The sequence below is a fragment of the Symplocastrum torsivum genome, from assembly GCF_059505465.1.
On the sequence record NZ_JCACKQ010000039.1, the window covers coordinates 1 to 15,552 of the forward strand.

At 46.5% G+C, this 15,552-nt stretch carries 12 protein-coding genes; 3 read left to right on the forward strand and 9 right to left on the reverse strand.

Going from position 1 to position 15,552, the window contains the following annotated elements:
* Positions 1-52 precede the first annotated feature (52 nt).
* The 4 genes from AC5JL3_RS12350 to AC5JL3_RS12365 all read right to left on the reverse strand — a co-directional run bounded on the left by AC5JL3_RS12350 (position 53) and on the right by AC5JL3_RS12365 (position 3,304).
* Positions 53-496 (reverse strand): transposase, encoded by a 444-nt coding sequence (locus AC5JL3_RS12350; protein ID WP_496074770.1) that lies wholly within the window; start codon positions 494-496, stop codon positions 53-55.
* Between the two features lie 149 nt (positions 497-645).
* Complete coding sequence (locus AC5JL3_RS12355) at positions 646-1,785, reverse strand: DUF4351 domain-containing protein (protein WP_496074771.1); 1,140 nt, start codon at positions 1,783-1,785, stop codon at positions 646-648.
* 25 nt (positions 1,786-1,810) lie between these two features.
* The gene (locus AC5JL3_RS12360) at positions 1,811-2,059 is read right to left on the reverse strand and encodes a winged helix-turn-helix domain-containing protein (protein WP_496074772.1); all 249 of its coding nucleotides are present in this window, start codon (positions 2,057-2,059) and stop codon (positions 1,811-1,813) included.
* 75 nt (positions 2,060-2,134) lie between these two features.
* Positions 2,135-3,304 carry a phosphoadenosine phosphosulfate reductase domain-containing protein gene (locus AC5JL3_RS12365; protein WP_496074773.1) on the reverse strand — a complete coding sequence of 390 codons (1,170 nt, stop codon included), beginning with the start codon at positions 3,302-3,304 and terminating at the stop codon, positions 2,135-2,137.
* A 408-nt stretch (positions 3,305-3,712) separates the two neighbouring features.
* Here AC5JL3_RS12365 and AC5JL3_RS12370 point away from each other — a divergent pair, with 408 nt between their 5' ends.
* Positions 3,713-4,009, forward strand: a complete 297-nt coding sequence (locus AC5JL3_RS12370) for a Uma2 family endonuclease (protein ID WP_496074774.1) — start codon at positions 3,713-3,715, stop codon at positions 4,007-4,009.
* Between the two features lie 14 nt (positions 4,010-4,023).
* Here AC5JL3_RS12370 and AC5JL3_RS12375 read toward each other — a convergent pair whose 3' ends face one another.
* The gene (locus AC5JL3_RS12375; protein ID WP_496074775.1) at positions 4,024-4,488 is read right to left on the reverse strand and encodes a DNA phosphorothioation-associated protein 4; all 465 of its coding nucleotides are present in this window, start codon (positions 4,486-4,488) and stop codon (positions 4,024-4,026) included.
* A gap of 142 nt (positions 4,489-4,630) precedes the next feature.
* Positions 4,631-5,185 carry a Uma2 family endonuclease gene (locus AC5JL3_RS12380; protein ID WP_496074776.1) on the reverse strand — a complete coding sequence of 185 codons (555 nt, stop codon included), beginning with the start codon at positions 5,183-5,185 and terminating at the stop codon, positions 4,631-4,633.
* Between the two features lie 343 nt (positions 5,186-5,528).
* On the opposite strand from AC5JL3_RS12380, the gene AC5JL3_RS12385 reads away from it, so the two are divergent.
* Together AC5JL3_RS12385 and AC5JL3_RS12390 are read left to right on the forward strand one after the other, a co-directional pair.
* Positions 5,529-8,171, forward strand: a complete 2,643-nt coding sequence (locus AC5JL3_RS12385) for a HEAT repeat domain-containing protein (RefSeq protein WP_496074777.1) — start codon at positions 5,529-5,531, stop codon at positions 8,169-8,171.
* Between the two features lie 181 nt (positions 8,172-8,352).
* Positions 8,353-8,703, forward strand: coding sequence for a hypothetical protein (locus AC5JL3_RS12390; RefSeq protein WP_192221996.1), 351 nt, complete (start codon positions 8,353-8,355; stop codon positions 8,701-8,703).
* Between the two features lie 173 nt (positions 8,704-8,876).
* Here AC5JL3_RS12390 and AC5JL3_RS12395 read toward each other — a convergent pair whose 3' ends face one another.
* The 3 genes from AC5JL3_RS12395 to AC5JL3_RS12405 all read right to left on the reverse strand — a co-directional run bounded on the left by AC5JL3_RS12395 (position 8,877) and on the right by AC5JL3_RS12405 (position 15,457).
* Entirely contained in the window at positions 8,877-13,820 is a 4,944-nt protein-coding gene (locus AC5JL3_RS12395) for a CHAT domain-containing protein (protein WP_496074778.1), read from the reverse strand.
* Between the two features lie 300 nt (positions 13,821-14,120).
* Complete coding sequence (locus tag AC5JL3_RS12400; RefSeq protein WP_496074779.1) at positions 14,121-14,642, reverse strand: DUF2231 domain-containing protein; 522 nt, start codon at positions 14,640-14,642, stop codon at positions 14,121-14,123.
* A gap of 71 nt (positions 14,643-14,713) precedes the next feature.
* The gene (locus AC5JL3_RS12405) at positions 14,714-15,457 is read right to left on the reverse strand and encodes an LmeA family phospholipid-binding protein (RefSeq protein WP_496074780.1); all 744 of its coding nucleotides are present in this window, start codon (positions 15,455-15,457) and stop codon (positions 14,714-14,716) included.
* Positions 15,458-15,552: the final 95 nt, after the last annotated feature.

Consider the following 15,552-nt stretch of genomic DNA (forward strand, 5'->3'; position numbering starts at 1 on the left):
TAAATAACTAATTAATCCATCGGTTGTTTTCCTCTGACTTATTCAGCAAGCCCTAGGTAGCTAAGGCTCGCTGTAAACGAGCGGCACTTTCGAGTTGTAATTGTTCCACCCGACAACCACTCTTAAGCACATAGTGGTAGCGCTCAATCAGCCAGCGATAACTATACCAACGCAGATATTGCACAACATCGGCAGCATCTGCGATCGCTAAGGTGGTCAACAGCAACCAATGGATTGGCTCAACTCCTGTCGGTGGATTTTCTTCCTGAGCTAAAATCACTTGCTCAGTTACCAGTAGTGCCGTTAACCAGCGTTGACTCTCCTTGTCTTGGATGGGGCGCTTGTGGCGAGTGTGTTTCTTGCCCAACTGGGCTAGGTCTCTCACCCAAACTTCTTGGTGTAGTACCCCTAGTGGCACCTGCTGTGTACTGACGCACACTACTGAGTGCATCTTCAGTCCTCGTGTGATTGGGTTAGCCTCCATCTGCGGTTTCATCGGCTCTTCCCCTCAGACCTGCACGATGCATCCCTTGTCAGCTAAGCCTTCCATCTTTTGTTAAGAAAGATGCGATTAATGCATAGCTTTTTAAGGGGGTTAGGGGGGTCGATGTGTAGCACAAATACATCCCTCAAACTGATTGACCACTAAATCTCATTCAACCAATTGATCATCGCCTCTTCTTCTTCAAAATCAAACAACCTCTGTGCCAACTCTTCCACCCGTTCAATTGGTAAACGGCGAACCTGCTTTTCTACATCAAGAGAAACAGTTCCAAAACGGTGATTGATTTGGCTCAACACAATTCTTTCAACTCCCTGCCGCAATCCCCTTTGCTCTAGCCAACTCCTCAAATCCGTTTCACTGGCTAACTTAAATAACGCCTCACCTAATAACTCAATTTCCACAATTGACAACCTGCGGATTTCCTCCTCTACAGATTGCGAAATTCCTCGAAAACGGTCATTGAGCTGGTACAAAACCAAAGCCGCTTCTCTTGCTAATGCCTGCTGAAATCCTTGCTCAAATCCCTCCTGTAGCCCCTGTTGCAAACCCCGTTCAATTCCCTTCTCCATCCAACTGGTAACAATCTCCATAACTCGCGCCTCTTCCTCCTCAGATAACCCCATTCTATTCAGTTCAGCTTCAAAGGCGACTTCCTCTGCTTCATTCAATCGCAAGTAAGTATCAACAAACCCCGAAATTAACTGCATTTTTGCTGAATTTAACTGTAACGTAGCTAGCAAACGCAAACATTCTGCCTTCACCTTGGGTCTATCTTCTGGCTGAATTTTCATCTTCGCCATCAACGCCGCCGCTACAGGATTTTGCGAAGAGAGAAAATCCCGCCAATTCAAACAATTGAGCTGAATCGCTACATAACTGAAATCCAACACCTTCCGGTCAGGAAACTCAACTTGATAGCGGTTGGGTTCCAGTCGTTGTGGAGTATCAAAAGAAAAAATAACTACTGGATAAATCGGCAAGCTATACTTCTCGTCTAAACGAGCAAAGTAATGAAACATCCGCCGTTCAAAGCCAGCTTGGGAATAAGATTGATTTTCGAGATGAATTAAAAAGCAAGTCTCTTGACCGCGAAACCGCACTTGTGCCAACAAATCGACTTCTCGACGCTCTCCAGACGTAATATTTGTGAAAATTTCCTGATTTAAGAAAGAAATCGAGTCTCTTTCAATATAGCCAGCAACATCGGGCAGAAATAGCTCGATAAATTCACTAAAAAATATCGAGAGTAATTCCTTAAATAAGCGATCGTGGTCAATCATTTTCCAGATTTTACACCAAATTCCCTCACTTATCCTTCAGCCCATACTTTGCATCTGAGAGTTTCTTGAAATATTTAGGTTCAATTGAATTTTTGCGATTCACTCCCTCACATCGTCGTTCAATTGCTCCACGAACAATTGCTGTTGGCTCCTTCGCATTGAAGGTATACAAGTTCTTATCGAGGATAGCCTGCGTAATATCAGAGATAGTCATTGGCTGCTTAGCTGCTTGCAATACCTCAATCACCGCTTGAGCAACTGTTTGTTTCTCCATGAATTCCTTCACTAACTAACCAAGTGCAAACACTGCGCTTTATTGCCCAAAGGAAACCTCCAGACACTAGCACACTCAAAATTTATCAAATAACAATAGCTGAATACTCCCATCAGGCAAAATTTCAGGCAACCACTCATCCCCTCTCGGTTCAGTCCCGTCCCACTTTTCCGGGTAAGTTTTAGCAGCAATCAACTCTTCAATCCGGGCCAGTTCTTCATCATTAATCAAGCTAATAGTAGGACGATTCTCTCTTCTAGCTGCCTGATTCACTTCCTCCTGAATTGCTAGTACCTGCTCTAGCATCCAGCGCCGAGACTCCAGCGTGATTGGTCCCAACCGATTTTGCTTAGCAGCGAGAGAGCCATCTTTCTTAACTTCTCCATGTTTCCGGTGACGGTATTGCGGCTTTTTAATTTCCCGGTACAGAGGGCGCAACTTACGCAGTGGAGCTAGGTATGCCCACTGCGGCTCACTAATTACAGCCTCCAATGCTCGATCTTCTTGTACCAAAGGACACCCAATGCAGCCAGTTCTCAAGCTCAGTGGCTCCTCCGACTCAGTTCCTTCATTCGTCATCCCATACACAGCCGCAATCTCCTCTGTTGGGAAACCTAGAGCTGGAGCATCAAACATGAGCCAGTCCCAGACATGACAAATCCGCCAGTGAAGGATTGGAGCGAGAGTATCTGCTACCGCCTGAGATGAAGATTGCTGAAACCAACCTTGTCCACATTCACCCCCATCTTTTGTACAGCTAATCGCAATCCGTTGGTCACGAGCTGCACTCTCACCAATTCGCACACCCGTGAGCATAAGCAGCTTCTCACCATACTTCTGGCGAACCTTTTCCAGTTCACGCTCCATGCTCATCACCTTCAGTTTGGGGGTACACCAACGGAAGGTATTACTAGGAGGTGGTACACCCCGTCCTAGCATATAGACAAAGTAGCGATGATCTAGTTCGGGCAGGACTATATGGGTATCAATCCCTCGGTTGCGGAGTTCTTCGATGATACCTAGTGCCGCAGCATGAAGGGGTGGCAACTCCTGCCGGGTATCAGCATAAAGAACGGTTAGGCTTTCCGGCTGAGGAATGCGCCCTGTCTCAATCAAATGAAGCACCAGCGTTACAGTTGCCGAAGAATCTTTCCCACCGCTGAATGCAACTGCCCAGTGCTTATACAACGCCCCGTAGTGCGATAGAGACTCAGCAGAAAGATCGATGCTCTTAGAGAGCGTCAAACGATCCTCTTCAAATAAGCTTGGTGTCCTCAAAGTCTCCGTACCCCATCGCCATTACATAACAGTCCTTTACCCAAGGTAGCTTGAATGCTACCCTGCTCACGAGCAAAGGCTCTCCAAACACTGAGAAAATTTAAAATACCACTAAGTTAAGCGCACAATTCGTTTTAGCTTCGCTTAACACCTATCCTCCATGATTGAAATGACACCCCTTGGCTGGAATCACGCTGAAGACAACACCATCATTTCCAACCTTGTGAACCTCTTTTGCGCCGTTAAAAGAATCCCAGTGCGGGGACTGACTAATTGCTCCCTTAGAAAAACAGGTTTACAAGAAGCTCAGCCAGATATATCTTTTTACATCACCTCCCTAGACAACATTCACCCCACAGCAATTCTCCCGTCGATTTGAACAAGTATGCACCTCCCAGTTTGGTAGTGGAAATGGCGGCTTCTTCTCTAAGTGATGATTTAGGAGAAAAGCGACTGTTATACGAGCAGATGAATGTACAAGAATACTGGGTAGTGGATGTCAATCAGGCAGAAGTAACTGCTTTTGCGATCGCTGATGGTGGTAGTAGACAAATCGATACTTCACAGGTATTGCCAGGGTTAACAATAGCTTTAGTTAAAGAGACTCTGGAGCGCAGTCGTTCTGAAGAGCATGGCGCAATTACTCGCTGGCTTTTGAGCCAATTTAGCTAATACCACACTATTATTTATAAAAATCTACTTAAATCAAAACCACCTTCAGGAGATTCTTCTTTAAATCTTTCACTGCTCAAAATCAACAAAATTCGCTCTGTATAATCTACAGCACCCCGCAATTCATCTCGCAAAATATCCAGCCCACCATTGGCATATTCTTCAAAGATATGGATACGTTTTTCCTCAGAGGTTTCATCAAAAAGGGAGATTATTTTGGGGTCTTTAGTTTCTCTAATCGCCAATAACTTCAGCACTAAGTCATATCCCCTTGAAACAAAAACCTCTAGTGCAATGGGAGAAGGTTCTTTCGTGATTGTTCCCAAAGGCGATCGCTTTTTCCGCTTTGCCCCTAACGCTGCTGCAAACACCATCGCATCAGCATACGTTTGGAAAGGCCCAGTCGTATTGTTTGAGTCTACTAAGGCTTTCACCAAATCAGCCTTATCTTTCGCAACTCTAATTCGATTTGCACCCATGTTGTTGGTATCTAGTTTCTCAAAATCTTAGTAGAAGGCTTTTAGCAAAATGCAATCGCTCTTCCTAGCATCACCAGTATGGCTACATTCTTCCAGGCTAGGCAAGAGGCGGATTGAAAGTGTTGATGCGATCGCTAATCGCCTAATAAAAAAATAGATCGTCCACTGGCATCAACCATCCCGGCACAGCAGGTTCAGCTTCAGCCATCTCACCACGATGATAGACTTGCGGCTGTTCACGACTACTTACACGATACACCCTCACGACTTCCTCTTTCAGCACATCTACATCCCAAACAACCCGCGTCCCGGCAGTAAAGTAATCCTGACGCTTAGCTGCCATCTCCACTTCAGCAGCATTACCATAATCATTTTCACTTCTCACCTCAACTGCAAAAACAGGCGCACCATTGAGGAATTTTCCGCCTGTAGGTTCCCCCGTGTAGAAAGCCGCATCAGGGCTAAAAGAACGACGATTGGGGAGATTAACCAGGAAACCAACATTATCAGGCAGCGCATATCCACTCCTGGTGCGGCGTTCATAATCGCGTAGACTGGCATAAATTTCGCCACCCGCCCGCCCAGGCAGGAAACCCGTCGCCGCCATCAATACCAGTTCTCCATTCACAAGTTCCGCCTTCCCATCTTCAGGCACACGGTACAAATCTTCGATAGTTGCTTTAGTTTTTATACTCATCACATACCTTCAAACCTTTACTGCCCTGCGTTAAGAACCTCTTCTGCCGTTAACGGCTTTATAGAGATTACAGAAGACTGAATTGGGTCTGACCCACTGAAAACACCCAGTTCTCGATAAATTCCGCTCTTGGGTTCCAAAACAGTAATAGTTTGTTGTATTCGGTCAATCAGCCAGTATTCGATCGCTCCTTTAGAAAACCATGTTATCTAATAGCGCTGTTACTCTTCTAACGCATTGGACAACAACAATGTACTTTCTGCTATACCTATGGCGTCATAGGTACGAAATCGGCATTAACTTTGGTGAAGTTTAAAATAGGCACAATACTCAAGAGGTAGTGATGGTCAATCCCACCAGAGCGAAATTTCTCGCAGCGGCGGTACTCAAGGTTGCTGTCCTATGCCTTTCATTGTCCCTGCTGGTAAGCAGCAATAGCTGGGCGCAACCAACTCCCTACACACAGGTTGCTCCACTCATCGAAAAGCTAACCGATAACGATTTTCGGGTTCGCCATGATGCGGCTGATGCGATCGCAAAAATTGGCTCACCAGCGGTTCCTGCTCTCATCGAAGCGTTGAAGAGTGAGAAGAAACAAGTTCGTTGGCGTGCTGCCTCTGCCTTGGGTGAAATCGGTGCAGAAGCTTCATCGGCTGTGCCTGCCTTGACGACGGCATTGCAAGATGAGGATGAATATATTCGCCGGATTTCTGCCTATGCGTTAGGAAAAATTGGTTTAGAAGCTGCCTTAGCAGTCCCTGACTTAATTGCCGCATTGCAGGATACGGATCGAAACCTTCGCTTGGTTGCCGCTTATGCATTGGGAAAAATTGGGGCAGAAGCTTCATCAGCAGTTCCCAACTTAATTACTGCCTTACAGGACACAAATGCGGAAGTTCGCTTGAATGCGGCGACTGCGTTGGGGCGAATTGGTGCTGAATCAAAAACGGCAGTCCCTGCCCTAATTGTGGCGTTGCAAGATACAGATAAATACGTTCGCCAAGGTGCTGCTGATGCTTTGGGGCGATTCGGGACGAGAGCAAAAACAGCCGTTCCTGCCCTAATTACTGCGTTGCAGGACAAGAACAACTATGTTCGCTTGAATGCGGCGGCTGCTTTGGGGCGAATTGGTTTAGAGGCAAAACCCGCGATTCCTGCTCTAATTGCTGCCTTGCAAGACGAGAAGGAGGAAGTGCGGCGGAATGCCGCGAATGGATTGGGAGGGATTGCTGGTGTCTTTCAGGATAAGGCGAAGACACTCTCTAGCTCGGAGTTGGAAAAAGACATTTCAGATTTAGAGAAAGCCCTCAAAATTGTAGAAGACCCTGAGGCTAACTTTGCAGAAGAATACATTGCCGTTGTGCGGCGACCACTTTTGGCACTAAAAGCCGAAAAAGAAACCCGCTTGTTTGATAGAACCCTGGAATGGATTCTCAAACATCAATGGCTTTTAGGGTTTACCAGTTACGTTATCTTTGTTCCTTTACTCTGGTTAGCGCTACTCTGGATTCGTCCTTTGTGGCTGTTGCGGATAAACAATGCTCTAAAACCTTATACAGACGTTCCGTTGCCTTTCATCGGCATCAGTGTACCGATTCGATTTGCACTATTTGTTGGTTTTTTTCATTATCATCCGAGAGTCTTGGATGCCTGGGTGACGGCGCACATCACGTCAGTTCGAGAGAAATTTCAAGATAAGGACACAGTACGCGATCGCAACATCTATATTCCAGTCCCAGTGGTTTTAGATGGCGAAACTGTTGCCCAATTCACAGCTAAAGACTTGCGCTCAAAGTTAAAAAAGCGTTGCCTACTCATTTGGGGTGAAGGAGGCGCGGGAAAGACAAGTTTAGCGTGTCAGATTGCTAAGTGGGCTTTGTCAGAAGATGAGACAGAACGCCTCTGTGACTACCAGATGTTGCCTGTGCTAATTGAGGAAGAGTTGGACTTTGATGCAGCAGGACAACAACCGTTCATGGCAGCGATTCGAGGACAGTTGCAAGATTTGACAAACGAGGCTGAGCCAATTTCCGAGGAACTGCTGGAACGTCTTCTCAGACAACGCCGTATTCTCGTAATTGTCGATCACTTGTCAGAAATGACTGAGGCGACGCGCAAGGCAATTCGTCCTGAGTTACCAGACTTCTGGGTTAATGCGCTGGTGATTACCTCCCGGACAGAAGAAACACTGGGCAAAGTCACGAAGACAACGCTTAAACCTCTCCGGATTGAGGGGAATCGGCTGTCGTCGTTTATGGAAGCCTATTTGACGCAGCGAGGAAAACGCGATCGCTTTACCGATACTGAGTTCTTCGATGCCTGTAGTCGATTGAGTGTAATGGTGGGAGCGCGAAATATTACCGTCTTGCTTGCCAAGCTCTATGCTGAACAACTGATTGCTGTTAAGGATGGTACAACAGCAGGCACACCCTTAATTGCGCCCTTGCCGGATAACATTCCTGACTTAATGCTTAGCTACTTAAACGAATTGAATCGGGATGTAACCGGGGATAAGTTTGATGATCGCACAGTTCAGGAGGATGCAAAAGCGATCGCTTGGGAATGCTTGAAGCTTTCCTTTCGACCAGTAACGACAAAGCGGCAGGATGCGATCGCTGTTTTAATTGGTGATAATGCAGAAGCCCGCCTCCAGTATCTAGAACATCGCCTGCGCCTCATCCAAACTATTGGCCCGGCTCAAGACCAAATCCGCTTTGCCCTCGACCCTTTAGCTGAGTATCTTGCAGCTTTGCAGTTGTTAGAGCATTACGGCAAAAACCAGGGACAGTGGCGAAAATTTCTCGCTCAGACAGCCGCCATACCAGGGGCACCCGTAGCAATTCAAGGTTTCTTACTAGCGGTGTTAGATTGCTGTCTGGCGAAGGGAGCAGAAGCCAAAGTGCCTGATTTTGTATCACAAGAACTTAGTAAACGCGCTGGCGCAAGCATTGCTTCTAGGCAAGCTCAGTTGGTGCAAACGCCTTAATTCAGGTCGAATGGCACTCTCGTTAAGGGAGATGAGGGAGTAATTTCTGCCCTACCTTCCTTAAGTCACTGCCATTCAACTTAAGTCTTTTCCTGAAGATAGCAGGGAGTTGTAGCTTAAGCGCTAGCATAAAACATGATTGAGTGGACTATCTGATACAAGGAACCGGAGTATTCAAGTTATGGTAGAAAAACCCATAAAGCGATCCGAGCGTCAAACTATTGCTCCTAAGAGCGATAGTGGCGAAGAGGTCAAAGGGCAAGGACGCCCTACTGAAGATCGTTCTGACTCAACAACTGGACGATCTTTCCAGAAGCAAGATAGAAGAAAGGGAAAAGGTAAAGGTAACCAACAGGAGTCGCGTCCAACTAGCGTGAATCCAGCCTTGATGCGGGGGCCAAAGCCGACCAAACCGAAGCCGCCAGTACTTGAAGAGACACCGTCAGAAACAGTTGATGAAACTGAGGATTCAGCTACCGAAACTGAGGATTCAGTGACTGAAACTCCTCAAGAAACGGCTGCTGAAGAATAGAAGATTGTTGTTTGCTATTTGTTGTTCGTTAAAGAATACAAATAGCAAATAACCAACAAACAATTGGGCTTTCCTAATAAGCGATCGCAACATCGTTTTGTTGATGACATTCTAAGGTTGGGAAAGGTGAAAGGGCAATTTTCAAACCCTTTAATCCTTTCCCTTTTTCCTTATTACCAAGGATTACCAATCATCGTGAAAGCCGACCAATAATATGGATGCTCAAGTGTTTGATCATCCAAGGCTGCCAATTCTGGCGGTAAGGGAACATCTGCGCCAGGAGTGCGGAGTTTACCCCCCTCCAAGCGCACCTCTTTTTTGAGCATTGCTACTTGCGCTCGTCGGAGTGCTTCGGCTTTAATTGGGGCGCTCTTCAACTGCTCGTAAAACCCTGTCATTAGTCCCAATGTCCCTTGATCGCTGACGTACCAGAGACTGGCTAGTGATGATTTGACTCCTGCTAGTACCGATAACCCCGCAAAGCCTAATTCTGCTTCCTCATTCCCCAAAGCTGAACGACAGGCACTGAGAACCAATAGCTCTACTGCTGGGTTATTCCAGCCCAGTTGCCGCAGTTGATTGAGGCGCAGCTTGGTGTCCCATAGCTGGATATAGGAGTTACTTGGCGCACCTGGCTGAAAGTCGCCGTGGGTTGCTAGGTGGATAATACCAAATGGGTGTTGCTGCCGCGATCGCATCAAGTTTTCTAGAGTAAAAGCATCATTCAAGAAGGACTTACCCTGCCACAGTCGCTCTGCAATGGTTGACACTTCTATGGGTACAGCAGGTAAAGAAGGTTGGTCTGTAAATTTTTCGGCTCCCATTGCCAGTACTTGCGACTCTTTGATGTCCTTGTAGCGGGTATCAGTGAGGCTAAGACTTGGCATCAAACCAACACTGTAACGCTCAATTAGAAAGCCTTTTTCATCATGGAAGGCAGCAACAGGTAGGGAGCGCAAGCCAGTATCCAGGAGGAAGACGAGGTTTTGAATTTCTCGCGTTTGTAAGTCCGACTCTAAGGGGGCAACTAGCCATTGGTAAAGTTGTTTGGCTGAAGCGAGGTAGCCAGTCGGGCGTCTGAAGTTAGTGACTTGACCTCGAAAGTCTTGAGCAACCTTGAGGACTTGTGCGCGAGTCGCCCCTGCAACCCGCTTGCGAACAGGTGTTCCTTTAGCTGTTACCATCACCAATTCGAGTTGGTCGTTATCTTGCCGTAGAGGATTTTCTGGGCTTTGTGTTGACTGCTCTGATAAAGAGGCAATTGTCTGAGGCACAAATGTGACATAGAGTATTGCGGGTTTGATACCAGTGGCTTTCTCAATTTCGTTCAGAATTTCACGCGCCTCATCCAGGCTAGTGATTGGTGTCTGAGGAGACTGTCCGAAATATTGCTCGAACTGGCGCGTGAATGATTCCTCTAGTTGAGCCACAACCGAGTCAATTTCAAGGCGGGGTAGGTCGCTAATTAGGGGTAGTTTTTGTAAGGGAGTCTCTTCTGGAAGTGGATTATCTTGTGGATTATCTTGTGGGGTATCGGGTGGAGTATCTGGTGGAGTATCGGCTGGGGTATCTGGTGGAGTATCTGGTGGAGTATCTGGCGGCGTATCTGGTGGCAACGCACTTACATTGATGCTTACCTGTTGTGGCGCTGATAAGGAAACGCGATCGCTTGCAACAATACTAAACGGTGAGAGTTGACCCGTAGCATCCGGTGGCGGCGTATAGATCAAAGTATCACCTGGCAAAATAATATCTCCTGGAGCTAGGGGTATACCATTTCTTGTGAGTGTTCCAGTTGCGATCGCATCGAGAACAATAGATGTGTTATCTCCATCGATATCAGCCACCAAAGCGTCTAAATCGGCAAAGGTGAAGCTAACGAACTGATTTTGTTGAACATCAGGTAGCTGTTGATTGACGGTTAGCGTCGGTTCAGTATTGACAAAAGTTATCTGAACTCCATCAACTCCCGGAGTAGCCCCCCGCGTATCTAAACCAGGAGTGGGAAATTCCTCTCCAACTGGTGCCGTTACCGTCCCTGTTGTAATTGCGCCAGCCGTCCCGTTGTTCGTTGCATCACCGATAGTAAACGGTACATTGTCTATTCCACCATCATGTTGAATCGTAACTGAACCGCCTTGAGTTCGTCCTCGAGTATTGATCGTGTTACCTGCTGTGGCTCCTGTTCCTTGAATAACTCCGTTACTTGTCAGGATGACATCCCCTCCTCTGGCGACTCCACCACCGATAACTCCACCACCAGTAAAGGTGTTGATTCCTTGAGCGTTGATACTGTCAAAGAGAATGTTACCTCCTGCTTCTAAGCGTACTTCACCTCCTTGAGCCGTTTGGCTAAAGTCACTGTTACCAGAAGTATTAATTACACCTGTGGAGATATTACCGCCTGCTTGTAAGGAAACATTACCCCCCGTACCATTGAAGACGGAAAAACTATTGCCAAAAGTATTGATATCGCCAGTTTGAATATCACCTGTTGTAGCACTAATAGTTACCGAACCACCTGTTCGGATTGGAGTACCATATCCGGTAGTAACACCAACATTGATATCGCCGTCAACTATGACATTTCCTGGCACAGACGTTTCGTCAGTTGCGCTAAAAACCGTTGGGGGAAATCCAAATCCGGGAGAATCAGGAGGAACCTCAGCAAAGGTTGTACCTGGATAGTTAAAATTAGTTTCTTGTAGGACATCTAAGCCAGCTCGTAAAATGAGAGTTGGCTGTGTTCCTAAAGCGATCGCATCATCTGAGCAAGTGGATTGGCTAAGTAAGTAATCAGAATCACGTTGAGTATTACTTTTGAGTCGTGAACTAGCTTTAGCGGTACTCTTTTGCTGGGCAATATGCTGCACGGGTTTAATAGAACCAATCTGCCCACCACAAAAATTAGCAAGATTAAAATCCTCACCAGTAATAACAATATCTCCAGTAACAGTAATACTCCCTAACGTTTCTACCTTTAGGGAAACACCTGTATAGTTACCGAAAACAACATCCTCAGTCGAGCTAATAATAGGGTCAAAATAACTGACAAAATTACCACCACCACCACTCAAATTGAGAACAGAGAAACGACCACCGCTGGCATAATGTGCATCTCCAGAAATAATTCCATTACTAACTAGACTGAGGTCACCACCGCTAAGAAAGGCTTTTTGGGTAAGATGATTCAGCGCGAGGATATTGATGCCTTGATTTCCCTGAATATAGAGATTTCCTCCTGCTTGGGTAAGAAAAGGATTAGCGATACTATCTCGCACAAATACCGTATCCTGTGCCAGCAGATTCATATCTCCACTGGTTACTAAGTTGCTCTCAATTAAAGAAAGATTATTTTGAGCCGAGAGTGTTGCTGTTCCACTATTCAATTGATTGGTAACAACATCACCTACTTCTATCCCAACCCCCGAACTTGTAAGTTGCGCCTGTCCTGAATCATTAACGGTTACACCCATCGCTAGATTAGCTGCATCACCTGTAAGCAATTGGGGCAACATCAACGGTGTAATAGATAAAAGATTACCCTCTCCATTCGTCGGCGGCTTCACCTCCAAACTGAGAATTTGCCCGTTTTGGCTCAGACGTAACCAACTGCTTCCCGGTACAGAGGTGACAGTAATGTTCCCGGCTGGTGCTTGCAAGCTACCAGTACTAACAACTGTTCCCCCAATCAGCGCTAGATTCTCCCCAGAGGGAAGAGCTAAGTTGCCAGAGTTGACAATCACCCCAGCTTGAGAAGTGGCAAATCGAAACGCATTGGGAGTACCAACTAAGCTGCTGTAGTTATTGGTTCCAAGTGCCTTAAACCAACCGCCATCTAAGCCAATACCCGTAGCGGTTGTAGCCGTGAAAGAAGCTGGAACATTGAGCTGGGCGTTTGAGCCAAATACAATTCCTGCGGGATTCATCAAGAAAAGGTTGGAATTACCGCCACTGACTTGAATCAAACCATTAATAATTGAGGCGTTACTACCCGTGACGCGCCCTAAGATATTCAAGATTGATGGATTCGAGAGGAAGTTAGCCGTTTGCTCTGGGTTTAAACCGAATTGGCTAAAGCTATGGAATAGATTCTCTCCATTCCCAGAAAGCTCACCACCACTAATGTTGTAGAGATTACCATTCGGTGTAACGAGTGTATTTGTGGCGCCGTCTGAGACAATTGGTTGAGCTGCAACAACTGAAGGCAAAAAGCACAAGGTAAATGGCAAAAGGGATGAAGCAAGAGAGGAAACAGTTGCTCCAATCTTCTGCCCTTGAGAACTCACTCGTTTTTTATACCAAGCTCCAAAAGATATTACTCCCCCTGCTACCTTGGAAGCCTTACTATTACGCCGCCGTTGGTAAGCTTGCGCTATCGCTAGCTGTGCATCACGGGCTTGCTGGGTTTGCTGCTGATGGGAGATGCTCTGAGGATGGGTACGGTAGTAGTAGAGGGGTTTATTAACGTGTTGTATCTCGGTAATCTCTGAAAGCCGCAGACACAGATCGTAGTCTTGGGCGCAGTCAAATAATTCGTTGAAGCCACCAACCTGTTCATAGACACTCCGTCGCATCAACCGGAAGTGGAACGTCATGAATTGATGCAACAGCCTGTCTTTGGAGTAAGGTACAAGGCAGCGATATCCATAGCTGACGATCGCATTTTGTTCGTCAATATCTAGGTAACTCGTGTAAACCATGCCCACGTTTGCTTCTCGTTCGAGTACTTGGGCTGTCTCTTCTAATGCTGTCGGTGCCAGTAAGTCGTCGCTGTCTACTAAGCCAATGTAGGTGCCACGAGTTTGTGCGATCGCTAACTTCAACGCACGCCCTCGCCCTAGATGTTGAGCCACTATCACTCGCACCCGTCTATCTTGATTGGCATAGTGCTGGGCAATCTCTACGGAACGATCTGTCGAACCATCGTCCCAAATCAGCAACTCAAAATCTTGCTTTGTCTGTGCAAGAACGCTTTCAATCGCAGCGCTGAGGAAACGTTCTCGGTTATAGGTAGTAATGACGATAGAGATGGGTGCAGTCATGGCTGAGGAGAAGGGAGTAGCAAAGAGGATTTTGACTGGGTGTAATTTCACGTTGTCTGAAGCAAGCTTCATCCTTATCTTGGTCAGACAATGCCAGTGAGTGATTAGTCTTTTTAGTAAATCGTCACTTTCGCTACCGAGAGAATAAAGACAATAGAAGCACCTCAGCGTCTCGTCCTAAGCTCTTGGAGCTAGAAAACCCAAGTATCCCAGTAATAAACATAAAAGCTCTCTGCCTTCTGCCTTCCGCCTTCTGCCTTCTGTATCCCTGCACCAAACCGTCTTTTCCCACAAAAATGCGAAGCCTGTCTGAGAGATATGAGACTCAGACAGGCGCTTCAGTTGAGAATTAGAAATATTGCGAGTTATTAGCTAGGGTTGATCGCGATCGCCATAGCCAATTACAGCAATTTTATGGCGGTAAATCAGTTCCCCTCCAAACCAACCACCAATACCGAGAAGCGTCGCGACAACCACTGAGATTATCAACCCCGTATACAGGATATTCTCAGTGCGATCGCCTAGACGAAGCCCTAAGTTGATTGCTGTTAGCACCAGCGCTATAACGTTGGAATACATATGCGCCCAACCTGCTGTGTGCTTCCGCACTCGACCAATTTTCATAAAGTCCATCATGCCGATCAGGGCGGCTACGAGGCCAGTTACTAATCCTCCTATGAGTAGCAAAAACGAACCTCTAGCCCAAAACGGGTCTCCTGTCAACCAATAGCCAATATCAAAGGCTGCTACTGTAACTAAAAGAGCAACTGGAAAAACAACCATTGGAGGATGAAGAGGATGCCCAGCAATCGTTACTGTACTAGGCACGCCACTGTCGCGATATTCATTCTCGTCACTTTCGATTATTGGTGGGATATTTGGAGTCTGTGTCATGTTCCTCTCACTATTTTTAAGATTTTTATAGGTCAAAACCGCCTAGGGAGCGGTTTCAGGCAATTGAAAGCTTAGGCAGACGGAAATTGCGTGACGTTCGCTTCGGCGTGCAAGGTGAGTTGACCAGCTTCTACATCAAGCTGATGAATCTGCAATGAGATACCTTCTATCTCAAAGTTGCGTAAGTTCAAGATTTCACTAGCTTTGCCCATCAAGGCTTGAGTAAGTTCTGGTGAAAGCTCTTTTCCCTCTGGGTAATGGATATCTTCCAGAGAGACACCACGCCCATCCGCATTGATATGAGGCGTTGTTGTAAAGGAAACGAGTTTTGTTTCACCCGTTTGACGCAGTAGAATCTCTGCATCCAAAGCGATTTTGCCATTCGCTAGCAGGTGACAATCTACCCGTTGCGTGTCTATGGTGACTGGCTTCCCCTCAACGTGGACATTGAGGTTACGCATGTGTTCACTCAGGAACTCGGAGTTGAAGGCGCGGTTGATGTCACTTTCCCTTAAAACAATATAAGCCTCACCCTTTGCAGGCTGAGTAAGTTGAATATTACCCATTAGGGCTTTCCATGGATTAACAGCGATGGAGCTTATCTGCATTTCCATCTTTTCCATGCGGAGGTCTTCTTGCATCACCAAACCATTGCCGTCAATGGTGAGTGATTCCAGTTCTCCTTGAGCTAGCTTGCTTGGGTCAGTTTTGACTTGAACCTCTAACCGTTCTACTTCATCTAGCTGTGTTGATAAAGCCACTTCAGCAATTTTGTTGAGTGCCTGTTCACCAAGTCCTGCTTTCTCTTGCGTCACTGGCTAATCTCCTGCTGCCTTCATAAGGAGTACTCTAGCGGCAGTGATTAGCTAGTTGTATCTGCCTCATGGCATAAGGCATTAAGTTTGTAGCA

Bases quoted from the DNA above. Each gene is read 5' to 3' on its own strand.
- AC5JL3_RS12350 (WP_496074770.1), bottom strand. From the start codon at position 496: ATGAAACCGCAGATGGAGGCTAACCCAATCACACGAGGACTGAAGATG.
- AC5JL3_RS12355 (WP_496074771.1), bottom strand. From the start codon at position 1,785: ATGATTGACCACGATCGCTTATTTAAGGAATTACTCTCGATATTTTTT.
- AC5JL3_RS12360 (WP_496074772.1), bottom strand. From the start codon at position 2,059: ATGGAGAAACAAACAGTTGCTCAAGCGGTGATTGAGGTATTGCAAGCA.
- AC5JL3_RS12375 (WP_496074775.1), bottom strand. From the start codon at position 4,488: ATGGGTGCAAATCGAATTAGAGTTGCGAAAGATAAGGCTGATTTGGTG.
- AC5JL3_RS12380 (WP_496074776.1), bottom strand. From the start codon at position 5,185: ATGAGTATAAAAACTAAAGCAACTATCGAAGATTTGTACCGTGTGCCT.
- AC5JL3_RS12385 (WP_496074777.1), top strand. From the start codon at position 5,529: ATGGTCAATCCCACCAGAGCGAAATTTCTCGCAGCGGCGGTACTCAAG.
- AC5JL3_RS12390 (WP_192221996.1), top strand. From the start codon at position 8,353: ATGGTAGAAAAACCCATAAAGCGATCCGAGCGTCAAACTATTGCTCCT.
- AC5JL3_RS12395 (WP_496074778.1), bottom strand. From the start codon at position 13,820: ATGAAGCTTGCTTCAGACAACGTGAAATTACACCCAGTCAAAATCCTC.
- AC5JL3_RS12400 (WP_496074779.1), bottom strand. From the start codon at position 14,642: ATGACACAGACTCCAAATATCCCACCAATAATCGAAAGTGACGAGAAT.